At 71.3% G+C, this 24,850-nt stretch carries 20 protein-coding genes and 1 pseudogene; 8 read left to right on the plus strand and 13 right to left on the minus strand.

Annotated elements, in window-relative coordinates; genetic code table 11:
• Window positions 1-12: 12 nt before the first annotated feature.
• Genes KIK09_RS01170 through KIK09_RS01185 form a run of 4 tightly spaced genes read right to left on the minus strand, consistent with a single transcriptional unit; the run spans window position 13 to window position 5,338 of the window.
• Window positions 13-900 carry a serine hydrolase gene (locus tag KIK09_RS01170; RefSeq protein ID WP_214316717.1) on the minus strand — a complete coding sequence of 296 codons (888 nt, stop codon included), beginning with the start codon at window positions 898-900 and terminating at the stop codon, window positions 13-15.
• Window positions 893-2,209, minus strand: coding sequence for a serine hydrolase domain-containing protein (locus KIK09_RS01175; RefSeq protein ID WP_214316718.1), 1,317 nt, complete (start codon window positions 2,207-2,209; stop codon window positions 893-895). Before KIK09_RS01175 ends, KIK09_RS01170 begins: the two co-directional genes overlap by 8 nt.
• A 1-nt stretch (window position 2,210) precedes the next feature.
• A complete protein-coding gene (locus KIK09_RS01180; protein WP_308163878.1) occupies window positions 2,211-3,524 on the minus strand; it encodes a serine hydrolase domain-containing protein in 1,314 nt (437 codons plus the stop codon).
• Window positions 3,488-5,338 (minus strand): S9 family peptidase, encoded by a 1,851-nt coding sequence (locus KIK09_RS01185; RefSeq protein ID WP_214316719.1) that lies wholly within the window; start codon window positions 5,336-5,338, stop codon window positions 3,488-3,490. Before KIK09_RS01185 ends, KIK09_RS01180 begins: the two co-directional genes overlap by 37 nt.
• A gap of 308 nt (window positions 5,339-5,646) precedes the next feature.
• Between KIK09_RS01185 and tuf the strand changes: the two genes are divergently transcribed.
• Entirely contained in the window at window positions 5,647-6,807 is a 1,161-nt protein-coding gene (gene tuf, locus KIK09_RS01190; protein WP_214316720.1) for an elongation factor Tu, read from the plus strand.
• A 16-nt stretch (window positions 6,808-6,823) separates the two neighbouring features.
• On the opposite strand, the gene KIK09_RS01195 is transcribed toward tuf, so the two are convergent.
• From KIK09_RS01195 to KIK09_RS01205, 3 genes are read right to left on the minus strand one after another with little or no spacing between them, the layout of a single operon-like run.
• Window positions 6,824-7,750 (minus strand): nitroreductase family protein, encoded by a 927-nt coding sequence (locus KIK09_RS01195; protein ID WP_214316721.1) that lies wholly within the window; start codon window positions 7,748-7,750, stop codon window positions 6,824-6,826.
• Window positions 7,747-8,808, minus strand: coding sequence for a hypothetical protein (locus tag KIK09_RS01200; RefSeq protein WP_214316722.1), 1,062 nt, complete (start codon window positions 8,806-8,808; stop codon window positions 7,747-7,749). The genes KIK09_RS01195 and KIK09_RS01200 overlap by 4 nt, the downstream gene beginning before the upstream one ends.
• Window positions 8,805-9,251: a DUF4188 domain-containing protein gene (locus tag KIK09_RS01205; RefSeq protein ID WP_214316723.1), complete on the minus strand. Its 447-nt coding sequence runs from the start codon at window positions 9,249-9,251 to the stop codon at window positions 8,805-8,807. The genes KIK09_RS01200 and KIK09_RS01205 overlap by 4 nt, the downstream gene beginning before the upstream one ends.
• Before the next feature lie 533 nt (window positions 9,252-9,784).
• Between KIK09_RS01205 and KIK09_RS01210 the strand changes: the two genes are divergently transcribed.
• Window positions 9,785-10,177 carry a BP74-related protein gene (locus KIK09_RS01210; protein ID WP_308163879.1) on the plus strand — a complete coding sequence of 131 codons (393 nt, stop codon included), beginning with the start codon at window positions 9,785-9,787 and terminating at the stop codon, window positions 10,175-10,177.
• 208 nt (window positions 10,178-10,385) lie between these two features.
• Here the strand turns inward: KIK09_RS01210 and KIK09_RS01215 are convergent, their stop codons facing one another.
• Complete coding sequence (locus KIK09_RS01215; RefSeq protein ID WP_214316724.1) at window positions 10,386-10,835, minus strand: carboxymuconolactone decarboxylase family protein; 450 nt, start codon at window positions 10,833-10,835, stop codon at window positions 10,386-10,388.
• Window positions 10,836-10,918: 83 nt separating this feature from the next.
• Here KIK09_RS01215 and KIK09_RS01220 point away from each other — a divergent pair, with 83 nt between their 5' ends.
• Window positions 10,919-11,803 carry a sigma-70 family RNA polymerase sigma factor gene (locus KIK09_RS01220; RefSeq protein ID WP_214316725.1) on the plus strand — a complete coding sequence of 295 codons (885 nt, stop codon included), beginning with the start codon at window positions 10,919-10,921 and terminating at the stop codon, window positions 11,801-11,803.
• Window positions 11,804-12,513: 710 nt separating this feature from the next.
• Here KIK09_RS01220 and KIK09_RS01225 read toward each other — a convergent pair.
• Window positions 12,514-12,809, minus strand: a pseudogene (locus KIK09_RS01225) (MTH1187 family thiamine-binding protein).
• Complete coding sequence (locus tag KIK09_RS01230) at window positions 12,800-13,222, minus strand: MarR family winged helix-turn-helix transcriptional regulator (protein WP_214316726.1); 423 nt, start codon at window positions 13,220-13,222, stop codon at window positions 12,800-12,802. Before KIK09_RS01230 ends, KIK09_RS01225 begins: the two are co-directional and overlap by 10 nt.
• 58 nt (window positions 13,223-13,280) lie before the next feature.
• Between KIK09_RS01230 and KIK09_RS01235 the strand changes: the two genes are divergently transcribed.
• The gene (locus KIK09_RS01235) at window positions 13,281-14,057 is read left to right on the plus strand and encodes an NmrA/HSCARG family protein (protein ID WP_214316727.1); all 777 of its coding nucleotides are present in this window, start codon (window positions 13,281-13,283) and stop codon (window positions 14,055-14,057) included.
• A 251-nt stretch (window positions 14,058-14,308) separates the two neighbouring features.
• Here KIK09_RS01235 and KIK09_RS01240 read toward each other — a convergent pair whose 3' ends face one another.
• The 3 genes from KIK09_RS01240 to KIK09_RS01250 are packed head-to-tail and all read right to left on the minus strand — an operon-like array spanning window position 14,309 to window position 18,020.
• Window positions 14,309-15,841: a phenylacetate--CoA ligase family protein gene (locus KIK09_RS01240; protein ID WP_214316728.1), complete on the minus strand. Its 1,533-nt coding sequence runs from the start codon at window positions 15,839-15,841 to the stop codon at window positions 14,309-14,311.
• A gap of 37 nt (window positions 15,842-15,878) precedes the next feature.
• Entirely contained in the window at window positions 15,879-17,420 is a 1,542-nt protein-coding gene (locus tag KIK09_RS01245; RefSeq protein ID WP_214316729.1) for an amidohydrolase family protein, read from the minus strand.
• A 12-nt stretch (window positions 17,421-17,432) separates the two neighbouring features.
• Window positions 17,433-18,020: a TetR/AcrR family transcriptional regulator gene (locus KIK09_RS01250; protein WP_214316730.1), complete on the minus strand. Its 588-nt coding sequence runs from the start codon at window positions 18,018-18,020 to the stop codon at window positions 17,433-17,435.
• Window positions 18,021-18,112: 92 nt separating this feature from the next.
• Here KIK09_RS01250 and KIK09_RS01255 point away from each other — a divergent pair, with 92 nt between their 5' ends.
• Genes KIK09_RS01255 through KIK09_RS01270 form a run of 4 tightly spaced genes read left to right on the plus strand, consistent with a single transcriptional unit; the run spans window position 18,113 to window position 24,847 of the window.
• Entirely contained in the window at window positions 18,113-19,819 is a 1,707-nt protein-coding gene (locus tag KIK09_RS01255; RefSeq protein WP_214316731.1) for a hydroxysqualene dehydroxylase, read from the plus strand.
• Window positions 19,816-21,135 carry an NAD(P)/FAD-dependent oxidoreductase gene (locus KIK09_RS01260; protein WP_214316732.1) on the plus strand — a complete coding sequence of 440 codons (1,320 nt, stop codon included), beginning with the start codon at window positions 19,816-19,818 and terminating at the stop codon, window positions 21,133-21,135. Before KIK09_RS01255 ends, KIK09_RS01260 begins: the two co-directional genes overlap by 4 nt.
• 11 nt (window positions 21,136-21,146) lie before the next feature.
• Window positions 21,147-23,954: a glycoside hydrolase family 2 TIM barrel-domain containing protein gene (locus KIK09_RS01265; protein ID WP_214316733.1), complete on the plus strand. Its 2,808-nt coding sequence runs from the start codon at window positions 21,147-21,149 to the stop codon at window positions 23,952-23,954.
• Window positions 23,954-24,847 (plus strand): aminoglycoside phosphotransferase family protein, encoded by an 894-nt coding sequence (locus tag KIK09_RS01270; RefSeq protein ID WP_214316734.1) that lies wholly within the window; start codon window positions 23,954-23,956, stop codon window positions 24,845-24,847. Before KIK09_RS01265 ends, KIK09_RS01270 begins: the two co-directional genes overlap by 1 nt.
• Window positions 24,848-24,850 lie beyond the last annotated feature (3 nt).

Genomic DNA, 24,850 nt, shown 5'->3' on the forward strand with positions numbered 1-24,850 from the left:
CGTAGAGGGACATCAGCCGCGCAGGTGGTCGACGGCGAGCCGGGCGGCCTTGCCGATCGCCGCGTCGGCCGCCGGGTTGCGGAAGCTCAGGTCGTCGCCGTGGAGGAACACCGCCACCGCATACCTCGACTTATCCGGATATTCCACGACACCGACCTCGTTGCGGACGCCCCAGAGCGTGCCCGTCTTGCCGGAGACCTTGACCTCGTCGGGGAAGCCGGAGGACAGCCGGTGCGGCCAGACCTGGTTGCCCATGATCTTCCGTACCTCGGCGCAGGCCTCCGCGGGACCGGCCTCGTCGCGCCAGATGAGCCCGAGCAGCGTGGTCAGCTCGCGCGGCGTGCCGGCGGTGGTGCGGGCGGGGTCCCGCACCGCCAGGGCGCGGATCCGCTCGGGCGTGGCCGTCGCCAGCGCCGCCGTGAGCGCCTCCTCCAGCTCGATCCCGCCCTTCTCGGCCGCCTCGGAGCCGACCAGTTCCTCGGCCACCGTCTTGAACAGCTCGGCGCAGCCGCCGATGAGGTGGGTCCGCCAGAGTCCCAGCTCCTTCAGCGTGCCGTTGACCCGGTCCAGGCCGACCCTGCGCAGCAGCACGTCGGTGGCGGCGTTGTCGGACATCGTCATCATGAAGTGGGCCAGGTCGCGCAGCGTGAGCGAGACGTCGTCGAGGCAGCCGGAGGTGCCGATCCCGCCGTCCTTGTCGGCGGCGGTCACGGTCAGCCGTTCGGTGCGCTCGAGCTGACCGGCGGCGGCCTGCCTGGCGTACTCCAGCACGATCGGGATCTTGAACACCGAGGCGAGCACGACGGGCTCGTCAGGGTCGAGTCCCGTCTCCGCCCCGCCGTCGAGGTCGACGGCGTGCACGAAGCCGCGCACGCCCGCCTCGTCGAACACCTCACGCACGCGGCACCGCCCTGCCGTTGTGCAGGTAGGCGGCGCGGCCGTCGCGCACGATGAACGTGGCCGTCTCGTACAGGCCGTCCTCAGCCTCGGCGGCGATGAAGGAGTCGCCGCTGAGATGCACGAACCTGGTCGTCTTGTGCTCGGCGCCCATGCTCGCCATGAACTCGCCGGGGATGAGCGTGATGTCCAGCCCGCCGTCGGCGGCGGCCACCTCGTAGCCCAGCTGCGGCCCCTGGTAGCGACCCTCGTACGGCGCGGCGTCGACGGCCCGCGGCTGCGCGGGCGGCTTCGGCAGCTCGGGCACGGCGGCGCCGGTGAGCTCCCTGATGACGGGATGCGCCAGCTCGACGAGGAGGCCGAGGGCGGAGCCGCCGTTGACGTTCATCGCCAGCACGAAGTCGGCGCCGGGCACGATGACCCAGAACGTGCTCTGCCCCGGGGTGCCGCCGTCGTGGCCGTAGGCGCCCCATTCGAGCAGTTCGACGCCGAGCCCCCACTGCGCGGCCAGCAGCCCGTTCACGCCGGGCACGTCGACCTGCGGGGTGAGCATGGCGGCCACGCTCTCCTGCGACAGGACCCTGGTGCCGTCCTCGGCGGCGCCGCCCGCGGCCAGCATCCGCCCGAACCTGACCAGCTCGCGCGGCGCCAGGCACATCGTGGAGCCGGCGGGCGCGTTGGAGCGCGGCATCTGCCACTTCGGGTAGACGACGTTGTCCGGCCCGATGTGCCCGGCCGAGGCGCGCAGGAGCACCGCCTCCTCGCCGAACAGCGCGGCCTGGGTGACGCCGAGCGGCTCCATCAGCCGCTCGCGCATGGCCTGCTCCCAGGTGGTGCCGCGCAGCGTGGCCACCAGCGCGCCGAGCACCACGTAGCCGGCGTTGCAGTAGGAGAACAGGGCACCGGGCTCGTGCACGATCCCGGCGTCCTTCAGGTAGGCGACGAACTTGTCCAGGCAGTCGTCGCCGCGCCCGGTGTCCTCGAACAGGTCGCCGTCGAAGCCGCCGGTGTGCGTCAGCAGGTGCCGCACCGTGATCGCCCCGCGGACGGGGAAGCCGGGCAGGTAGTCGGTGACGAGCTTGTCCAACTCGACCAGGCCCTCGTCGACCAGCTGCATGACCAGCGCGGCCGTCCACACCTTGGTGGTCGAGCCGACCTGGAAGACGCTGTCGGGCGTGGCCTCCACGCCGGTGTTCCTGTTGAGCACGCCGGTTGCGGCCTCGTGCAGCTCGCCGCGTGACCACACCGCGATGGCCGCGCCGGGCACGTTGTGCGCGCGCGCCGCTTCGTCGAGACGCTTCTGCAGGTCCATCTCAGCTCACCTTCGGGGTTGCGCGCGCGCCCATGTGCACGTAAGGCGTGCCGTCCGCGAGTTCGTAGAAAACGGCCGAGACCCACTGCGGGTCGCCGTCCTCGCGGCCGACGAAGGTGTTCTCGTCGACCGGGATGGTCTTCAGCTCGATCGGGGGTGTCATCTCCGCCAGCGCTCCCATGGCCTCCATGCGGCACCACAGCGCGCCCTCGCGCACGGACATCGTCATCCTCGCCCCGACGCGCTCGTACACGCCGGCGTGGCGCTCCAGGTCGACCTCGACCGGGGTCTCGGGCGGGCCGAGCACGGGCGGCACCTCGATCCCGTCGAGCTCGGCGAACAGTTCGGTGGCCACCGCGTGGGTGAACGCGCCGCTGTGGCCGCCGTTGGCCGACACCGCCACGACGGTGCCGGTGTCGGGCACCACCCAGAGCATGGCGTGCTGGCCGATGGTGTTGCCGCCGTGGGAGATGATCCGGTGGCCGCTCCACTCGTCCAGGATCCAGCCGACGCCCCAGTGGCTGCCCAGCGTGTAGGGGTTGGGGACGGCGACCTGCGGCTCCCACATGGCCTGGGGGTCCTTCAGCAGGCCGCCCTCCAGGTGGGCGCGGCCGAAGGCGACCACGTCGGCGGGCCGGGCGCAGATGAGGCCGGCCGGTCCTGCCGAACGCATGAGCCCCCAGACGGGCGCGGTCTTGCCGCCCTCCACGTGGCCCATCGCGGCCCGGTAGCGCAGCACGTCCTCCGGCAACGTCACCGTGTGGGTCAGGCCGAGCGGCTCGACGATCTGCTCGCGGAGCACGTCGTCCCAGCTCTTGCCGTACACCTTCTCCAGGATGCGGCCGGCGACGATGAAGCCGGAGTTGCAGTAGGACTGGGTGGCGCCGATGGGGTGGTTCTGCTTGAGGTCGGCACAGGCGGCGACGTACTTCTCCACGCAGTCGTCGCCGCGGCCGGTGTCGAGGAACAGGTCGCCGTCGATGCCGCTGGTGTGCGACAGCAGGTGCCTGACGGTGACGGTCTTGGTGACCTCGGGATCGGCGACCTTGAACTCGGGCAGCAGCTCGACGACGGGGGTGTCGAGCGTCAGCGTGCCCCGCTCGGCCAGCTGGACCAGCATGGTCGCGGTCCAGACCTTGCTGACCGACCCGATCTGGAACAGCGAGTCGGTGGTCGCCTCGACCCCGGTGTCGGCGTTCAGGGTTCCGGCGGCGAACTCGTGCAGCTCGCCCTGGTGCAGGTAGGCCAGCGCGGCCCCCGGTACCTCGTACTGCGCGATCAGCTCGGCGAGCCGCTGACCCATTGTTCCAGCCACGCGAGGATCCTCTCGTTGTAGTGATGACGGTGTGAGGGGCGGCCGTTCAGGATGAACAGGTGCGAGCCGCCCGGGTAGCGCACGAGCCTGACCGGCACCTGCCGTTCGCGCAGGGCCTCGAACCACTGCTCGGCCTGCCCGACCGGGCACCGGTCGTCGTTCTCTCCGTGCAGGATCAGGGTCGGGGTGGTGACCTGATCCACGAAGGTGATCGGCGACTGCGCCTGCAGGTCGCCCGCGCACTCGTGCTTCTTCATGAAGTAGCCCAGGTCGGACGTGCCGACCATGCTGTGCAGGTCGCTGACGATGCCGCCGGGGATGGCCGCCTTGAAGCGCCCGGTGTGCGAGGTCAGCCAGCAGGTCATGTAGCCGCCGTAGCTGTAGCCGGTGATGGCCAGCCGGTCGGGGTCGGCGATGCCCTCGGCCACGAGCCGGTCGAGGGGCGCCAGGAAGTCGTCCTGGTCGGAGATGCCCCAGGCGCCCTTGGTGGCGGTGTAGAAGGCCTCGCCGTAGCCGTCGCTGGCGCGCGGGTTGATCATCAGAACGGTCCAGCCGCGCGCGGCGAGCACCTGGTGGTACAGGTGCACGCCGTCGAAGACGGGCGCCCAGGCGTTGTGCGGGCCGCCGTGCACGTCCAGCAGCAGCGGACCCGGCTCGGTGAGGTTCTCGTCGCGCAGGATGAACCCCTCGACCTGGGTGCCGTCAGGCGCGGTGAAGGTACGGCGGCGCGGCACGAACAGCTCCACGTCCGGAAGCGCGTAGGAGGTGAGCGCCAGCCCGTCGAGGTACACCTCGCCCGCGCTCTCCGGCGTGGCCGCGACGTAGGCGATGCGGCCCGCAGCCACGCTGGCGCCGGCCACGACGCGCTCGCCGCCGACGATCTTCTCGGCCTGGCCGGAGGCGACGCCGGGCAGCCGGTACAGGTGCGAGCAGCCGCCGTCTCGGGCGGCGAAGACCAGGTCGCCGCCGAGCAGCTGGGGCGTGGCGCCCGGGTAGCCGGGGGCGCCCATCATGACGTTGCGGTCGAGCCCGGTCTCCAGCTCGGCCAGCCGGTCCCCCTCCAGCGTGAACAGCCGCGTGTGGCCCTCGGGGCCGCCCTTCAGCCCCGCGATCACCAGGCGGTCGCCGAGCCACCAGGCGCCGATGCAGATCACTTCGGGACCGGTCAGCCGCTTCGGCTCGCTGCCCGTCGCCTCGACCGCGTACACCTCGCCGCCGATGACCAGGTCGCGGTCGGAATCCAGAGAGGCGGTGAAGGCAAGCTGGCGGCCGTCGGGCGACCAGGTGGGCTGGCCGGCGTGGAAGTCGCCCTCGGTCAGCTGGAGCGTCTCGCCCCCGCCGACGGGGACCACGAAGAGGTGCGTGGTGATCTCGCGCAGCAGTCCGGCGCCGTCGGCCTTGTACTCCAGGGTGTCGACGACCACGGGCGCGTTCGGGTCCACGGTGCCGTGCGGCCCGCCGTAGGCGATCCTCGTGCCGTCCGGCGACCAGACGGGGATGCCCGCGCCCAGCTTGGCCTGCGTGAGCTGTACCGGCTCGCCCCCGTCCATGGGCAGCAGGTGGATCTGCGGCGCGCCGTCGACGGGACGCAGGAAGGCGAGCGTGCCGCCGTCGGGCGACCAGCGCGGAGCGATGCCCTTGGCCAGGCGGCGGGGCTCGGCGCCTGGGGCGGCGAGCCAGATCTCGGTCACAGGCTCGTCGGAGTCCCGGTCGGCGGTGGTGAGCGTGTAGGCGACGGCGCCGCCGTCCGGCCGCAGCTGGGGATCCCCCGGTACGGCGAGGCGGTACAGGTCGTCGAGGGCTAGGGGTGGCATGTCCGAACCGTAGGCCAGCCGCGCGGGGCGTTCTTCGGCCGGTTCGACGAACAACCCCCCAGCCTTCGTGCGGGGCCACTAACCGCCGGGAATAATCCGTTGCTCCCCGGTGCTCAGATGCATCACTATGACGCTCATGTTCCTGCACGCATGCCACGCAACGCCCGCAGCCGCGGGCGCGCCGGCGCGTGCCTTCGACGGCCTGGAGCTCTGACCTCCGCCTGTAAGTCCTGATGAGTGACCCGGCGGGCGGAGGTAGTCGACCCGGACGGGTCACCGCCAAGAAGGACTCTTCGGAGGAAGGAACCATGGCCAAGCAGGCCTACATCCGTAACAAGCCGCATCTCAACATCGGCACGATGGGCCACGTCGACCACGGCAAGACCACGCTGACCGCCGCGATCACCAAGGTGCTGGGGGAGCGCGGCCAGGCCACGTACACGCCGTTCGAGCGGATCGACCGGACCCCGGAGGAGCACTCCAGGGGCATCACGATCAACATCTCGCACGTCGAGTATGAGACCGCCACCAGGCACTACGCCCACGTCGACATGCCGGGCCACGCCGACTACGTGAAGAACATGATCACGGGGGCGGCGCAGCTCGACGGCGCCATCCTGGTCGTGTCCGCGCAGGACGGGATCATGCCGCAGACCCGCGAGCACGTGCTGCTCGCCAAGCGGGTCGGGGTCGAGCACCTGGTCGTCGCGGTCAACAAGGCCGACGGCGCCGACCCGGAGCTGACGGACCTGGTCGAGCTGGAGCTGCAGGAGATGCTGTCGGAGCACGGCTTCGACGACGTGCCGATGGTCCGGGTGTCCGGGCTGCGGGCGCTGGAGGGCGACCCGCGGTGGGTGGCCTCGATCGACGCGCTGCTGCAGGCCGTCGACGACCACATCCCGGTGCCGGTCAGGTACGTGGACGCGCCGTTCCTGATGCCGGTGGAGAACGTGCTCACGGTCACCGGCCGCGGCACGGTCGTCACCGGCGCCATCGAGCGCGGCACGGTCCGCCTCGGCGACACGGTCGAGGTCGTCGGGTTCGGCGAGCCGTACACCGCGGTCGTGACCGGCGTCGAGACGTTCGGCAAGACCATGGAGCGCGGCGAGGCCGGCGACAACGCGGCCGTGCTGCTGCGCGGCGTCCGCCGCGAGCAGGTGCGGCGTGGCATGGTGCTGGCCAGGCCGGGCAGCCAGGCGGCCCGCACGTCGTTCACGGCGCGGCTCTACCTGCTCACGCCCGAGGAGGGCGGCCGCAGGAAGCCGATCGGTGACGGCTACCGGCCGCAGTTCTACCTGCGCACGACCGACGTGCCGGGCACGATCGCGCTGGACGGCGCGGCCGTGCCGGGTGACACGGTCGACGTGTCGGTCGAGCTGGGCAAGGCCGTCGCGGTCGAGCCCGGGCTGGGCTTCGCGATCCGCGAGGGCGGCCTGACGGTCGGCGCCGGCACGGTGCTGTCCGTCTGAAGCGGGGCGCCCGCCGTTACGTCCGCACTCGCGCGGAGCGTACGGCGGGCGCCTTCGGCTTTCCCGCCCTGGCGAGGTGCAGGAGGCTGTCCGGGTCCTTGGCGTCCAGGCGGTCGGCGAGCGCCCGCCTGGTCCCGGCGCAGTCGATGATCTGGCTGAGCGGGTGCGTGGTGTACCCGAGTCCCGACAGGGTGAGCCACGTCCGCATCAGCGCCCTGCCCTGCTCCAGCTGATCGCCGGGGTCTCCGACGAGCACGAGCACGTCGCCGTCGTAGTCGAGCAGCCCGCGCCCGGCACCGGCCAGCAGCTTGGGCAGCCCGAGCCGCCGGAGCGCCGGGTACAGGGCCAGCGAGGCCCGCAACCCCAGCGCTTCGCCGGCGCCCAGGGAGAGGGCCTGGTCAGTGAGCCCGTCCAGCAGGTAGCGGGGATGGCGCGGGGTCAGGCGCAGCCACTCGCGCAGCTCCCGCGTGACCTCCGGGTCGCCGAACTGGTGCAGGTCGGCCGCGAACAGCAGACCCGCCAGCTCGCGGCACGGCACTCTGACCAGGTTCGCGTGCTCGGCCAGTCGGTCCATGACCTCGGCGGGCAGCCGCCCCGCCTCGTAGGCGCCGCGGTTGGCGCCGCGTGCCCGCACGTCGGTGGTGGTGAACGGGGTCCGGTACGGCTCGGCCGTACCGTGCAGGAAGCCTGCCCTGAGCGGGCCGGGGTCGGAGCGGAAGCCGACGCGCAGGCCCGCCGAGGCGCAGACGATCAGGCAGGTCTCGACGAAGGCGCCCAGGCCGAGGCGCAGGTCGCGGCCCGTGGGGTCGCTGACGGGAAGCGCGCGGGCGGGATCCCAGCCGATCTCGACCTCGTGCTTGTGGTAGCGCAGGAGCCAGGGCTGGGTGTTGTGCGCGCTGGGCGCGCGCCAGAAGTCGGGCTCCAGGTCCCGCAGCTCCTTCACGCCAGGTCCTTCTCGTAGAAGGTGTAGCCGTGCAGCGCGCGGCCGCCCATCGTCCGGTACTGGGCGGCGGAGCCGGGGTTGGTGTGCTCGACGTAGGTGCTGCGCAGCGCCTGGTAGCCGCCCTTCCTGAGGCCTTCGTGGAGCTCCCTCGACAGCAGGTTCATGTAGCCCTTGCCCTGCTCGGCGGGGATGGTGCCCTTGATGATGAGCACCGCTTCGCGGCGGTGGCGGGAGCGGGAGGCCAGCAGCCGGAGCTGGTTGCCGACGTGCAGGTTTCCACGAATTTTCGCCACGAACTCGGAAATGTCGGGCAGGCACAGGACGAAGGCGATCGGGCGCCCGGCCTTGGTGAGGTAGAGCAACAGGTCCTCGTCGAGCAGGTAGGCCAGGCCGTCGGTCTGCTGGGCCAGCTGCTCGGCGGAGATCTCGGTGTAGTAGCCGAGCCCGGCGAAGCTGGCGTTGAGCATCTCCCGCAGGATCGGCAGCTGCTTGCCGATCCTGCGCTTGTCGCCGCGGTGGATCTCGAGGTCCTCGGCGGCGATGCGGGCGTCGTCGAAGCGGAAGACGGGCTCGGCGGGGACCGGGCAGATCCACGTGTCGGACTCGAAGCGGCGGCGGAAGCCGTACTTGTCGTACTCCTGCGGGTAGTAGGGGTGGTTCCACGCGCTGTCGATGAAGCCGCGCTCGCCGAAGCCGGAGGTGATCACGCCGCCCGCCTGGTTGGGCAGCAGCGAGACGGGGCCGAAGACGGCGTCCTTGCCGGCGGCCTCGGCGCAGATCGCGTCGAACAGGGCCTCGCCCGCGCCCTCGGCGAACTCGGTCAGGCCGAACAGCTGCAGGCGCCTGCCGAGCTTGGTGTCGAAGGCGTCCGAGGTGTGCAGCGTGGTCCTGCCGACGACCCGGTCGCCGTCCCTGAGCAGGCACAGCCGTACGCCCTGGCGCTGCCAGGCACGGATCGTGGCGTGCAGCGGGGGGACGAAGCGGGCGTCGTAGAGCTCGTCGGTGAAGCGGAGGAAGGCGCGCAGGTCGGCGCGGCCCTCGACTGGGGTGAGCCTCATCCGCGCTTCACCCGCGGCCCCTCGCCCTCTTCGGTGGTCAGCGGGGTGAACGTCTCGATGTGCGCCATCGGGCCGCCCTCGGCCCTCCAGATCCCGTTGGAGTAACCCTCGGCCTCCGCCACATAGAGCCTGATATATCCCCCGGTGGCGTTTTTATCGCCATCCGTCACCCATTGCATGAGCTTCCGGTGGTGCCGGGATCGCGCGAAGCGCAGCAGCGAGTCGCGGTCCTCGAAGAAGGCCAGCGTGCCGAGGGTGAAAGGGAACTCCCAGTACACCTTGTGCCAGCAGTAGCCCTTCATCCGCTTCATGTCCCTGACCATGCGGAACCAGGTCATCGTCAGCGTGACGATCGACAGCACCCCCCGGTATCGGGTGGCCCCGACGAACATGGCCGTGGCCCGCCCCTGCGGCGGCGCCTTGCTGAAGTCCGTGGTCCTCATGAGTCCTTCACACGGGAACAATAACGACCAAAGCGGCACCACCGCTCCCCGCCTTTCTCGAAACACTCGCCGTCCGGGCGCAGGACACCGCCCCACATCCCCGCGCACCCAGACGTGGGTGAGCGCGCCGTGGCGCCGTTGGTGCAGGGTGTACGGCCCGCCCGCCAACTCGGTCGTGGCGGTCGACGGTGCCGTGGCTGATGCCGAACAGCGACGACCAGCGCAGGTTGCGCACCGCCGGCTTCCCAGGGACGAGCCGGTCGACGACCGCCTGGATCCGTGCCGTGGCAGCGTAGTTCGGCCGCCATCGTCAACCCGACCGGTCCCGCGCCGACGGCCAAGGCCGTGCCCAGCAGTCCCGTCGCGTCCATCTCGCTCCCGCGAGCAGCTCATTCCATCGAACGCCCTGCCGTCGGCCGGGCTGACGGGGCCACCAGGGGTTGTTTCCACGCCCATTACCAACGCACCCCCGTACAAGCACGGCGTGCAGGGAATCGCCTATCTGGCACAGAGTGCTGCGAGCGATACCGAGAGTGAGGGACCTGATGGCCGAGGCCTACTTTGCGTTCAAGGACGTCAGCGGCGAGGAGTTCATCTTCAAGCTGACCGACCCCGACAGAATCGAGGAGGCCCGCAAGATCCTGCGCGGCGAAGAGACTGAGAAGATCCACGTGATGGGCAGGATCATCAAACGGCCCGCTCCCTACAACCCCAGGTGGAGCTACCACCTGGACCCCGGCACCATCCAGTTCTTCGCGATGGCCATCGAGGTCTGCGACGCCACCATCCCCTACACCGAGGAGCACCTGGACGAGGCGTGCGGCGCGTTCCTCCCCGGTTGCCACTGGTGTCCGTGGAGCTCGGAGCTCGTCCGCGAGGTCACGGCCACGGATGAACTGCCGACCAAGAAGCTGGCCGGGGGCTGACCGGGACTCAAGGTTCGCCTCCGGAATCGACGCCGCCCGCGGTGCCCCGGGCACCGCGGGCGACCTGTACCTGTTCAAGGGCGACGAGTATGTGCCCTACGCGACCTCGGGAGCCTTCGGGCGCAAGGCGATCACAGCGACCTGGGCGGTCGGCGGGGACTGCTTCCGCACCGGAGTCGAGACGCCTGTCGCGTCCCCGATACCCGGCTTACCAGGTCTTGCCAGCCTGCTCCCGAATAGTGCGGTTGATCCGGTTGAAGAAGTTGGTCAGCGCGATCTCCAGGATGATCGAGGACAGCTGCGTCTCGTCGAAGTGAGCCGCGGCGACGTCCCAGATCTCGTCGGTCACGCCCGGCGCGCCGTCCTGGATCCGGGTGGCGGCCTCGGTCAGCGCGAGCGCCGCCCGCTCCGCCTCGGTGAAGAACGGCGTCTCCCGCCACGTGACCACGTTGTGCAGCCGCTCATCGGTCTCTCCGTGCCTCTTGGCCGACGCGACCCCGGCGAAAACGCACGGGCTGCAGCCGTTGATCTGGCTGGCCCTCAGGTGGACCAGCTCGAGCAGGCGCGGGTCGGCGCCGCCGGCGTGAATCGCCGTGTAGAGGTGCTGGATCGCGGTGGTCACGTCGGGGTTCGCCTTGCTCTTCATACGTGCTTCCATGGTTCTTGCCCCTTCATCGGTTACCTGCGCCCATCCGGGCTCGTCATCACCCATGACGAGGCAGTTCCGAGGAAGGTAACAACATGTACGACAGCAGCCCGGCGGACCCGGTGGCCGAGGCGTTCGAGGCGCAGCGCGACCGGCTGCGCGCGGTCGCCTACCGCATGCTCGGATCGCACGCCGACGCCGAGGACGCGGTCCAGGAGGCGTGGCTGCGGCTCTCCCGCCAGGACACGGCCACCATCCACAACCTCGCCGGTTGGCTGACCACGGTGGTCGGCCGGATCAGCCTCGACGTCCTGCGATCGCGCCAGGCCCGCCCTGAGGCGTCCTACGACGACCGGCTGCCCGAGCTCGTCGTGACGGTCGACGACGGCCCCGCGCCGGAGGACGACGTGGCGCTCGCCGACTCGGTCGGGCTCGCGCTCCTCGTCGTCCTGGAATCGCTCAGGCCGAGCGAGCGGCTGGCGTTCGTGCTGCACGACCTGTTCGCGGTGCCGTTCGACGAGATCGCACAGATCCTCGGCAAGTCCACCGACGCCACCAAGATGCTCGCCAGCCGCGCCCGCAGGAAGGTGCAGGCGACCGAGCGGCCGGCGACCGTCGGACGGGAGCAGCGCCAGGTCGTCCAGGCCTACCTGGCGGCGGCACGTCACGGCGACTTCGAGGGGTTGCTGCGCGTGCTCGACCCCGAGGTGAAGCTGACCGTCGACACCCCCGGCGGTGTGGTCGTCGTCCTCGGCGCCACCGAGGTCGCCGCCGGCGCGCGCCGCCGTTTGGGCGCCGGCGCGGCCGTGCGAGGCCTGGAGGTGCTCGTCAACGGCCTTCCCGGGATCGTCTCGTGGCGCGAGGACGGCACCCCGCTCTCGGTCATCGCGTTCACTGTCGTCGACGGCCGGATCGCCGGCATCGCGGCCGTGATCGACCCGGCCAGGCTCGCATCGATGGACCTGCCGCATCCGGCGTGATTCACTGCCGAGGCGGTCTCACCCGCCGCACCGTCTCGGGTGTGACCCCGCATACAGCAAGGTCACAAGGCTGCATCACCCGGGTGGAGGATCACTACTCCCGGAACGGGATCACCGGATGTTTCGGCCTGGGCCGGCGTTACCTTTCGAGTCACGCGGTCTACACGGACCTGCGCGACAGGGGACCGTGTACGCCCGCCGGCCGCACAGTACGCGACGGCACTCCGGAACTTGCCCCAGAGCTCCGTCCGGCCTCAGACCGGATCGCACCGCGCCTCCAGAGCGTGGCCGAACCGGCGAGGGCGTGGCCGGGTTGCGAGGGCGTGACCGTGCTGCTGATGCGACCCTCCTCGCTACCGCCGCGTCGGCTGCCGCCATGCTCACGCATGTGCTGGTCATGCCGCGCGCGTGGCGGGTGATGCGAGCGTGTGTGGCGGGTGGTGCCAGCGCGTGCGGCGTCGTGCCCGCGCGGATGCCGCTCGCGTGAGCGGTGGCCAGGCCGCGCGCGCGGGTCGTGCTGTGCACGCGCGGGTCGTGCTGCGCACGTGGCGGTGGTGATGGTGCGGGTGCTGCTTGTGTGAGCGGTGGCCAGGGCGCGCGTGCGGGTCGTGCTGCGGACGCGGTGGTGCTGCGCACGCGGGTCGTGCTGCGCACGTCGCGGCGGTGCGAGCGCGCGTGGTGGTGCCTGTGTGGTGGTTCGGGAGGTGGGTCTACTCGGACAGGTGGCGTTCGATCGCGTCCACCTTGGAGTGGAGCCCGTCGGTAACCCCGGGCGGACGTCGGCCTTGAGGACGAGGCTGACGCGAGGGGCTACCTCCGCCACCGCGGCGACCGCGCGCCGTACCACGTCCATCACCTCGTCCCATTCACCCTTGACCGTGGTGAACATAGCGTCGGTCCGGTTAGGAAGCCCGCTGTCACGCACGACCTTGACGGCGCGAGCGACCGGCTCGGAGACCCCTTCCCCAACGCCGAGCGGCGTGATGGAGAACGCGACTAGCGCGATTCTCCCTCCAAGAAGGCCACAAGGAGCCGCTCAAGCTCCGACTGATCCGCGGAGGAGAGCCCGGCGAAGATGTCCGAGCTCACCTGCTCCTGCAGATCTCCGATCGTAGCCAGCGCCTCCCGCCCGGCAGCGGTCAACTCCAGGCGTAGCGCCCGCCGGTCGGACGGGTCGGGACGGCGGCGCGCCAAGCCTTCCGATTCCAGTGCGTCGACCAGCGCGGTCACGGCGCGCTGGCTGACGCCCAGAGCCTGAGCCGCTTCGACCATGCGCATTCCGGGCGTCTCGCTCACCAGCGTGAGCAGCCGGACCCGGGAAGGCGAGAGCCCGTGGGCGGCGAAGCGAGCGAGGCCCTGCTGAGCGAAGCGGCGGGAGGCGGCTTGGATGAGTTCGCCGAGCCGTTTCGGATTGGCCATGTACACCCCGCCAGAAATAGTGAACTATGTAAGTATGAACCATGTAAGGACTATCCTAGTGGCAGGGGCCACGGGGAACCAGGGCGGAGCGGTGGTCGATGCCCTGATCGACGGTGGCGGCTGGCACGTCAGGGGCCTGACCAGGAACGCGAGTTCGGAAGCCGCGAAGGCCCTGGCCAGGCGAGGCGTCGAGGTGGTCGAGGGGGAACTCACCGACCGTGCCGCGGTGAAGCGCGCGCTCCACGGCGCGTACGGCGTCTTCTCGGTGCAGCAACGCGGCAAGCAGGAGATACAGCAGGGCGTCACGCTGGCCGAGGCCGCCGAGGAAGCGGGCGTATCCCACTTCGTCTACACCAGCGCCGGGGGAGTGGAGCGCGTTCGCGGCATCCCGCACTTCGACACCAAATGGGAGATCGAGCGGCACGTCAGGCGCATGCCGTACACGATCTTGAGACCCACCACGTTCATGGAGGCGTTCACGAGCACGGGGGCCAGCATCGGCATCGGGATGATGGCCGCAGTGCTGAAGCGCGAGAAGAAGCTGCAGATGATCGCGGTGGCCGACATCGGGAGCTTCGCGCGGCTGGCGTTCGAGAACCCGGACACCTACCTGGGGCAGGAGCTGGAACTGGCCGGTGACGAGCTGACGATCCCCGAGGTGGCGGCCACGGTGGGCAAACGCTACTGGAGGCTGCCGCCGCCGGTGCTGCACGTGTTCGGCAAGGAGAGCCGGATGATCTTCTGGTTCGGGGAGTCCGGCTTCCGCGCCGACATCCCCGCGCTACGCAAGCTGCATCCGGGACTGCTCACGCTGCGGCGGTGGAGCCGCGGATGACCGCGGCTCCACCGAGATCTGCGCTGGTAGTGGCAATGTCGGGCTGTTGCTTGATGGCGGTGGCGCCACTCTGACCAGCGCGTCAGGGTCTGCGCTGTCGCGCGCGGCCACTGCGCGATCTTCGGTTGTCTTCACGAACTCCGCATGATCATGCAGTGGCCGTTCCCATGCGACCTCGACACCGAAGATCGCGAAGCGTCGGTGGAGTACTAGGCACCCATGGGCCCTTAGCCTCGTATCGACTGAGGATCTCAAACAAGATAGGTGTTCTTCATCTTGGTGAGCGCGGCGAACGGGCCCTGGCCCGGGTCGAAGATCTTGACGCGCAGGTCGGCGGTCGTCGGGTCCTCCTTCAGCGACTCGGCGAAGTCGCGTGAGACCCGCGCCAGGTGGGCGACCACCCCCTTGCGGCAGATCTCGGCCAGCGCCTCGCGGTCGGGCTCGGCGCCCTCGCGCAGCTCGATGTTGATGACCGGCCGGTACTCCAGGCCGGGCAGCTCCTCCAGCGACAGGCAGAACCTGGCGATGGACGCGGCGTACGGGTTGCCCTCATACAGGCCGTACTCGACGTCCTGCGGGTAGAGGTTGGCGCCCATGTAGGAGATCGTCGAGTCCTTGCGCCCGAACAGGAACAGCAGCGGCAGGTTCATCCGCTCGTCGGTCCACCCCGACGCGTAGTCGTCGCCGAGCACCTGCCTGACCTCGGCCAGCGGGTGCAGTTGAGCCTCGTCGCCGACGTTGTAGCGCAGCTTGGGCTGCAGGCAGCTCTTGGTGTTGATGGTGCACAGCAGCTCGCCGGCGGCGTTGATCTCCAGGAACGTCTCCAGCGGGTTGTAGTGGAAGATCATCGGCAGCCGCTGCTCCCCCGGCCCGAGCAGCCGCTCGCGCAGGTCCTGGTCGGTGGCCAGCCGCTTGCGCAGCCACACCGTGAAGCCGCTCTCGGCGCCCATCCCGATCGTCAGGTCGCTGGCGCCGTAGCCCGACCTGACCTCCTCGAAGCGCTCCTCCAGGTAGTCGCGCAGCGCCTCGGTCATGCCCTCGCCGCCCACCTGGCCGCTGATGCGGTACTCGGCCCAGGGGAATCCGCTCTGGTCGAGCCGGTCACGCAGGTGCTTGAGGAAGGGCGGGTAGGCGCAGACGACGTAGTTGTAGCCGGGCCCGAAGTGCTCGAGCGTGTCGGCGATCTTGTCCAGGTCCGGGCCGGTGTTCTTGACCATGGCGATCATGGCCATCGCCGCGCCCGTGGTGGTGCCCGTCGCCCAGGCGCCCATCGAGTAGGCGTTGATCACGAACAGCCGCTTGCCGGGGAAGACCAGCTCGATGTACCCGGCCGCGTTGCGGTAGATCCCCTTCAGCTCGCGCGGCCCGCGCACCCAGTTGTACGGCTTGCCGCTCGACCCCGACGACTCGTCCACCATCACGCCGGGACGGTGCAGCCGGCCCTCCTGGCAGCGGCTCTCCTCGTCGTAGACGGCGGCGTAGTTCTGCTTGGTCGTCTCGGGGAAGTCGGCCAGCCGCCGCGCGCCCGCGGCCCCGTTCCCCCGCAGGAAGTCACGGTAGGCGGGCACGTCCACGGCCGCGAACTTGCAGGCCACCAGCGCGTGCCTGGCCGCGACCCGGTCCAGGACCGGATGGTAGGTCCTGGCCACGAACCGCCAGATCACCGGGTGCAGCGCGCCCAGCCGGTAGGCGCCGGTCAGCAGCCACGAGTAGGCCTGCAGCCGGATCCGGCGCCAGTGTTCCCTGGCGGTGAGCGGTCCGAGTCGGGGGCTCAAGCGGGTCATAGACGCGAAACATATCGAACACTGATAAATACGCGCTCTACGTACGCTTGCCCGCCACCCAGGTCTGCTCGCAGCGGGTGCCGTCGTCGAACGGGTGGCCGTCGCAGATCGCCAGGTCGGCCACCTCGCCGGGCGCGATGCCGCCCGCCCCCGGCGCCCCGATGGACGCGGCGGCGCGGGTGGTGGCCGCCGCGACGGCCTGGCCGTACCCGATCGACTGCTCGGGCTGGAACGTCCGGCGGGCCGCGACGCGCAGGTTGACCAGCGGGTCGAGGGCCCCGCAGGGGTGGTCTGAGCTGATCACCGGCGGGATCCCCGCGTCGGTCAGCAGGCGGGCCCCGGCGACGGCCAGGTGCCGGTCGAGCCCGGTGGTGGCGAACTGCCCGCCGAACCTGGTCACGAACCCGGGCTGGACGGCGGCGTACGCGCCGGAGGCGGCGATCAGGTCGGCGGTCCTGCGGTCGAGGCCGGTGAGGTGGTCGAGGGTGGCCCTGGCGCCGGTCTTCGTGACCGCCCTGGCGGCCTGCTCGGCGGCCAGGTTGCCCAGGGCGTGGATCCGCAGCGCGATCCCTTCCTCCGCGTAGGCGGCGAGCACCCTGACCAGGGCGTCGTCGGTGAAGCGCAGGTAGGGCAGCTCGACGCCGCCCCTGGTGAAGGCCATCTTCCTGCGCATGCCCTCGCGGATCGGGCCGAACGCCCTGCGGCGCAGCGCCTCGGCCACGGTGCCGCCGACCATGCCGGGAAGCGCGGCCGCTGGAACCCGGAGCGCGCACCGGTCCGCGCCGTCGAGGAAGATCTTGACCTCCCTGACGGCCTCGCCGTACGGGCCCTCCGGGGCCTCACGAGAGGGGGCGTCGAAGATGCCGGTCTCGGGGCCGGTCGCCCAGGACAGGCGCAGGGGGGTGGCGGCGGCCAGGCGGCGCATGCGGTCGTGCGCGGACGGCGGGACGTAGGGGTCGTGGGCGTGCGTGATGCCCAGCGCGAGGTGCCTGCGCGCCTCGGCGAGCAGCGCCTCCTCCGGGTCGGCGGCCTCCGCCAGGTCGGCCAGAGCCTGCCGGAGCACGCGGCCGTAGGCGGCCTCCCACACCTCGCCCGTCTTGGTGAGGTCGCCGGGCTCGCCCACGGCCAGGTGCAGGGCGGGGCTTGAGACGGCGCCCCTGTGCAGGTCGACGCCGCTGACGAGGACCTTCCTGCCGGGTGCGGCCTCGTCCAGTTCGGCCGCCGTGGGCAGGCGGCCCTCGGGCCAGGCGTGCAGGGAGGCGTTCCAGAACAGCAGCCACGGGGCGTGCGGCGCGGCCTCGGCGGCGGTCCGAACGGCGTGCAGCGCGTCGCGGAGGCCGGTCCACGCGGCGGCGTCTCCTCCGCTCGGCTGCCAGGCGGCCACGGTCAGGTGGGTGTGCGTGTCGACGAACCCCGGCAGCACGTGCCGCCCCGGCAGCTCGACCACTACGTCGGCGGCCGGGGGCTCGTCCTGCCCGGTGGCGGCGATCCGCTCACCGTCGAGCAGCACCCATCCGGGCTCGGGCTCGCATCCGGCCCCGCCCCAGACGGTCACCCCGGTGATCAGCGTTCGCCCCATGGTCCGCACACCCTAGTCCAGGACGTGCGGGATGATCTCCTCCAGCAGCTTGACCAGCGTCTCCTCCAGGAAGACGTGGGCCTGGTGCCGGGTGAGCCTGCCGCGCCTGAGCCACTCGGCCGACGTGGCCTCGGCCATGCCGGAGAAGCCGCGCAGCATCCCGCGCACCTCAGGGTGGGTGCGCGAGACCGGGCCGAGGCCGACCACCTCGATGATGTGGTCGACCACCCGCTCGCGGGCCGCGTCCACGATCGCCTCGAGCTCCGGGTCGCCCTGCGTCGACAGGGCGGTCAGCCATGTCTCCTGGTTGCGTTCCAGCAGTTCCAGCCAGCCGTTGACGCTCTCGCACACCCGGTCGCGGACGCTGGCGCCCTCGACGTACTCGGGCACGGGCACCGGGGGGACGCTCAGCAGGTCCGCCACCGCGGCCAGGTAGAGCTCGCGCTTGGTGCCGAAGTAGTGGTTGAGCAGCCCCCGGCTGACCCCCGCCGCGGCGGCGATCTCGGTGTTGGACACCGACTCGTACGGGCGCTCGCGGAACAGCGTCTGCGCGCGGTCGAGGATCTGCTGGCGGCGGTCGTCGGGGTCCATGCGTCCCATGGATGGATTATCACACCGTCAGCGTCTATTGGCGGAGCGCCAATAACGTGTTACGAATCTCTGCAACAGCCACCTCACGCCTTGGAGGCACGATGAGTGAGGGCACGCGCAGGGACTTCCTGAAGATCACAGCGGCGGCCGCGACGGTCGGCGTGCTGGGCGCCGCGAGCTCCGCACCGGGGAAGAGGGTGGCCGTCCTGGGCGGCGGTGTGGCTGGGCTCTCGGCCGCGCACGAGCTGGTCGAGCGGGGCTTCGACGTCACCGTCTACGAGCGCAAGGCGCTGGGCGGGAAGGCGCGCAGCATCACCGCGCCGGGGAACTTACCCGGCGAGCACGGGTTCCGTTTCTTCCCCGGCTTCTACTTCGACCTCACCGACACGATGCGGCGCACGCCGTACCCGGGCAACGCCGACGGCTGCTGGGGCAATCTGACGCGCGCCACCTCCTACCTGATGGCGCGGCAGGGGCGGCCGGACCTGACCGCGCCGTTCCCGTTCCCGCTGCCGCCCAACCCGCGCATCTACGACCTGGCCAGCCTCGTCTCGACGGTCATCTCGGGGCTGCAGACGCTGTTCAAGCTGTCCTTCAGCGAGGCGGAGTTCTTCGCGCAGAAGATCGGCGTCTACGCCACCAGCTGCGACGAGCGCCGATTAGGGCAGTGGGACCGGCTCACCTGGGCCGACTTCGTCAGGTCCGGCTGGTTCTCCGACGAGTACAACAAGTTCGTGGCCGACGGCACGATCCGCAACCTGGCGGCCACCAAGTCCAAGGACGCCAGCACCCACTCGATCGGCCTGGTCGGCGAGGCCACCCTGTGGAGCGCGCTGGGCCTGGGCAACGAGCCGGGCGGCTCGGTCGACCGGGTGCTCGACGGGGCGACCAGCGAGATGTGGATCGACCCGTGGGTCTCCCACCTGGGCTCCAGGGGCGTGAAGTTCAACGTGGGCTGGGCGGTCGACGGGCTGAACCTGGTCAACGGGAAGATCGCCTCGGCCGCGTCGGCGGGCAGGACGATCGACGCCGACTGGTTCGTCGTCTCGATGCCGTCGGAGCGGGCCGCCAAGCTGATGAGCCCGGCCCTGGTGGCCGCCGACGCCCGGCTGGGCAACATCGCCAGGCTCCGCCAGGACTGGATGAACGGGCTCATGTTCTACCTCAAGCAGGAGTTCCCGCTCACCCCGGGCCACGTCAACTACGTCGACTCGGCCTGGGCGGTCACCTCGATCAGCCAGGCCCAGTTCTGGAAGCGAGACTTCTCCACCTACGGCGACGGCACCGTCAAGGACTGCCTGTCCACGATCATCTCCGACTGGTTCACCCCCGGCACCTTCAACGGCAGGAAGGCCGTCGACTGCACCCCGCAGGAGATCGCCGCCGAGGCCTGGGCGGAGATCAAGGCCCACCTCAACGACACCGGCACCCGGCTGACCGACGACATGCTGCACTCCTGGTTCCTCGACCCGGCCATCCAGAGCGGCACCAACGACGAGCCGCTGTTCATCCAGCACCCCGGCTCGTGGGCGCTGCGGCCGGACTCCAGGACGGGGATCCAGAACCTGTTCCTGGCCGGCGACTGGGTCCGCACGCCCATCAACGTGACCACGATGGAGGGCGCCAACCAGGGCGCCCGCCTGGCGGTCAACGCGCTGCTCGACGCGGCGGGCTCGAGCGCGCCGCGCTGCTCGGTGCACCAGCTCTACCGCTCGCCGCTGTTCGACCTGGACAAGGCCGAGGACAGGGTGCGCTACCGGCTCGGCCTGCCCAACAAGTGGGACGTCCGCGACACCCGATGGCCATGACGGACACCGACGTCGTGATCGTCGGGGCCCGCTGCGCGGGGTCGGCCGCCGCCATCGCCCTGGCCAAGGCGGGGCTGCGGGTGACGGCGGTCGACTCCGCGCGCTTCCCCTCCACGACGATCTCCACGCACCTGCTGTGGCCGGGCGGGCTGGCCGAGCTCGCCCGGCTGGGCGCCCTGTCCCGCGTCGAGGCGCTGGGCGCGCCCCGCCTGCCCACGGCCTCGGTCGAGATCCCCGGCATCCGCGCGCTCGGCGGCTACAGCGCCGTCGACGGTATCGGCTACGCGATGTGCGTACGGCGCGCGGGCCTGGACCTGGCGCTGGTCGAGACCGCCAGGGAGGCGGGCGCCGAGATCCGCGAAGGGCACCGGGTGACCGGGCTGCTGCGCGAGGGCGGGCGCGTCACCGGCGTCGAGGTCGCCGCCCGCGGCGGGCGGGCCTACCGGTTGCGCGCCCCGGTCGTCATCGGGGCCGACGGGCGCAGGTCCACGGTCGCCAGGCTGGCAGGGGCGGCCGAGCCGTACCTGAGCAGGCGGGACGGCAGGGCCTGCTACTACGCCTACTACGACGACCCGCACGAGGAGCTGCGGCCGATCGCGGCGCAGTGGCGGCAGGAAGCCGAGCTGGGCACGGCCTTCCCGTGCGACGGCGGGCTCACGCTGGTGCTGCTCATGCCGCCGGACGCCCGCCGCGCCGACTTCGCGGCCGATCCCGAGCGCGAGTACGAGCGGACGATCGCCGAAGGGCTGCCCGACCTGGCCAAGCGCCTGGCCGGGTGCACCCGGGCGTCCAGGGTGTTCGGCGCATCCGGGCTGGAGTCGTACTTCCGGCCGTCCACCGGTCCCGGCTGGGCGCTGGCGGGCGACGCGGGCCACTTCAAGGACCCCGTCACCGCGCAGGGCATCCGCGACGCCCTGCGGTTCGGCCGCCTGCTCGGCGAGGCCGTCGCCGCCGGGACTCCGCTGCGCGACTGGGAGCGGCGGCGCGACAGGGAGTGCCTGGAGACGTTCTACTGGACCGACCGGATGGGCCGCGCCGACCCTGTCGGCCCGCTCGACGTCGAGATGCACCGGGCGCTGCGGGACGATCCCGCGCTGATGACCCGCTTCCTGGACGTCTACTCGCGGATCGTACGGCCGGCCGAGGCGCTGACCACGGCCAGGCTGGCCGCGTGGACGTGGCGCGCGCTGCGCGGGCGCGGCACCGACAGGGCCGGGCTGCTGCGGTTCGTCGCCAGGTCGGCGTGGGAGATGCGGCAGGAGCGCCGGGATACGGTCGCAAGATTGACCGGTGACGGGCCGAACCGTTACCCGTAGGCTCTCGAGCGATGGATCTCCACGCTTACACCCCCGGCACCGGGCGGCTCGAACCCCGGGCTGCCCTCCACTCCGACGCGGCCGCGCTCGACCTCAACGGTCTGTGGCGGTTCCGCCTGTCGGCCACGGCGCACGTGTCCGACGCCTTCGCCGATCCGGCCTTCGACGATTCCGGCTGGGACGAGCTGCCCGTCCCTTCGCACTGGGTGCTGCACGGGTACGGCGCGCCCGCCTACACCAACGTGGCCTTCCCGTTCCCCGTCGATCCGCCGTTCGTGCCCGACGAGAACCCGACAGGCGACTACCGGCGCCTCTTCGAGCTGCCGTCGGGCTGGAGCGGGGGCCGGCTGCGGTTCGAAGGGGTCGACTGCGCGGCCACGGTGTGGCTGAACGGGCACGAGCTGGGCTCGACGACCGGGAGCAGGCTGCCGGTGGAGTTCGACGCCGGGCCGTGGCTGCGGCCGGGGTCGAACCTGCTCGCCGTACGGGTGCACCAGTGGTCGGCGGCCAGCTACCTGGAAGACCAGGACATGTGGTGGATGCCGGGCATCTTCCGCGAGGTGACGCTGACGAAGTCGTCGGCGGACGTCTTCGTGCACGCCTCCTACGCCGACGGGCTCGGCACGCTGAGCTTCGAGGGCGGCGGGCTGCTGTCGTGCGAGGAGCTCGGGATCGTGGATCTCGCTCCGGGCGAGCCGGTCACGGTGCCGGTGTCGCCCTGGTCGGCGGACTCGCCGCGGCTGTACTCGGCGGTCGTGAAATTTCCGGATGAGGTGGTTTCCGTCCGGATCGGGTTCCGGACGATCTCCATCGAGGACGGGGTGCTGCTGGCCAACGGGCGTCCGCTGAAGCTGCTCGGCGTGAACAGGCACGAGTTCCACCCGGAGCACGGCAGGGCCGTGCCGTACGAGACCATGCGCGAGGACGTGCTGCTGATGAAGCGGCACAACGTCAACGCGGTCAGGACCAGCCACTACCCGCCGCACCCCGCCTTCCTCGACCTGTGCGACGAGCTGGGGCTGTGGGTGATCGACGAGTGCGACCTGGAGACGCACGGGTTCGGGGACATCGACTGGCGCGGCAACCCGACCGACGACCCGCGCTACGCTCCGGCGCTGCTCGACCGGATGCGGCGGATGGTCGAGCGGGACAAGAACCACCCGTCGGTGTTCATGTGGTCGCTGGGCAACGAGTCGGGCGTCGGGCGGAACCTGGCCGTGATGGCCGACTGGGCGCGGCAGCGGGACCCCTCGCGGCCGCTGCACTACGAGGGCGACTGGTCGTGCGCGCACACCGACGTGTACTCGCGGATGTACGCCTCACACGAGGAGGTCGCGGCCATCGGGCAGCGGGCGGAGGAGCCCCTGGACGACCCCGAGCTGGACGCGCGACGGCGGGCGATGCCGTTCCTGCAGTGCGAGTACGCGCACGCGATGGGCAACGGACCCGGCGGCCTGGTGGAGTACCAGGAGCTCTTCGACCGGTATCCGCGGCTGGCCGGCGGGTTCATCTGGGAGTGGATCGACCACGGGCTGCGGCATCCCACGCTCGAGTACGCCTACGGCGGCGACTACGGCGAGCCGCTGCACGACGGGAACTTCGTCGTGGACGGGCTGGTGTTCCCCGACAGGACGCCCTCGCCCGGCCTGCTGGACCTCAAGCAGGTCTTCTCCCCGCTGCGCTTCTCCTTCGGCGACGGGTTCGTCGAGGTCGCCAACCTGTACGGCTTCCGCGACCTGTCCCACCTGCGCTTCGAGGGCGTGATCGAGGTCGACGGCGAGCCCGTGTCGGCGTTCCCTCTGGAGGTGCCCGCGTCAGGGGGCACGGCGAAGCTGCCCGCTTCGGCGGACGGCCCGGCCGGCGGCGAGACGTGGCTGACGGTCAGGGCGGTGCTCGCGGCCGACGAGCCGTGGGCCGCCGCCGGGCACGAGGTCGGCTGGGGCCAGGTCCGCCTCTCCCGGTCCGACGCGTCCCCGGTCACCGCGCCTGCTTCGGGAGGCTCTTCGGCTCGTGCGGAGGCGCGCGAGGGTGAGATCGTCCTCGGCGGCGGCGTGTTCGACGGGCGGAGCGGCCGGCTGACGCGGCTGTTCGGGCTCGACGTGGACGGTCCGCGACTGGAGCTGTGGCGGGCGGCCACCGACAACGACCGGTCGGCCGGGCTGGAGTGGCGCTGGCACCTGCTCGGCCTGCACCGCCTCACGCACAGGACCGACGCCGTCGAGCAGGTGGGCGAGGAACTGGTGGTGCGGACCCGCGTCGCGGCCGCCGCCACCGACCGCGGCATGCGGGTCGTCTACCGATGGTCGGCCGCGGACGGCGGGCTCGACCTCACCGCCGACATCACTCCCGAAGGCGACTGGAACGACCCGATCGCGCGCCTCGGCCTGACTCTGGCGCTGCCCTCGACGATCACCGAGGTGACCTGGTTCGGCCGCGGCCCCGGCGAGTCCTACCCCGACACGGGAGCCGCCACCAGGGTGGGCCGCTGGACCAGCACCGTTGACGACCTGCAAACGCCCTACGTCTATCCGCAGGAGAACGGTCATCGCTCCGATGTCCGCTGGGCGACCCTCACCGGGCCCGGCGGCGGTCTGCGCGTCTCCGGCCTGTTCGGGCTGACGGCCCGCCGCTGGACCACCGCCCAGCTCCGCGCCGCCAGACACCGCCCCGACCTGGTGCCGGGAGACCACGTCCACATCAACCTCGACCTGGCACACCACGGCATCGGCACGGCCTCCTGCGGTCCCGCCACGCTCCCCCAGTACGAACTGCGCGCCGCGCCCGCCACCCTCCACCTCCGCTTCACCGCGTCCCCCTGATGGTCAAGATGCATGCCGACGAGGCCGACATCGACGGGGACCTCGTGCGGCGGCTGGTGCACGGGCAGTTCCCGCGGTGGGCGGGGCTGCCCGTGGAGCGGGTGGCCTCGGGCGGCACCGTCAACGCGATCTACCGGCTCGGCGAGGGGCTTGCCGTACGGCTGCCGCTCACCGAGGGCGGCGTCGCGGCGCTCGAGCACGAGCAGCGGTGGCTGCCGAGGCTGGCCTCGGCGCTGCCGGTGCCGATTCCCGCGGTGGTGGCGATGGGCGAGCCCGCGCACGGGTATCCGTGGCCGTGGGCGGTCCACCGGTGGATCGAGGGGACGCCGCCCGTCGAGGGACGGGCGGACGACGGGCTCGCGGCGGATCTGGCGGCGTTCGTGCACGCCATGCGCAAGGCCGAGGTCGAGGAGGGGCCGCTCGCCTACCGGGGCGGGCCGCTGGCGGGGGTCGACCGCGGAACGCGGGCGGCGATCGAGGAACTGCGTCAGACCGACGAGCCGTTCGACCTCGAGGCGGCGACCGTCGCGTGGGAGGAGTCGCTCGCGGCGGCGCCCTGGACCGGGGCCCACCGCTGGGTGCACTCGGATCTCATGCCCAGCAACCTGCTCGCCCGCGACGGGCGGCTCACGGCGGTGCTCGACTTCGCGACCGCCGGGGTCGGGGATCCGGCCTGTGACCTCATCCCCGCCTGGAACCTGCTGACCGCGGCCGGTCGGCGGGTCTTCCGTGACGCGCTGGACGTCGACGAGGCGACCTGGCTGCGGGGGCGCGGCTGGGCATTGTCGATGGCGCTCATCCAGCTTCCCTACTACCGGCGCACCAACCCGATCATCTCGGCCAACGCCCGGTACACCATCCACGAGATCACGGCCTCGCCGTACAGGACATAGAGC

Source organism: Nonomuraea sediminis (assembly GCF_018531495.1).
Taxonomy (GTDB): domain Bacteria; phylum Actinomycetota; class Actinomycetes; order Streptosporangiales; family Streptosporangiaceae; genus Nonomuraea; species Nonomuraea sediminis.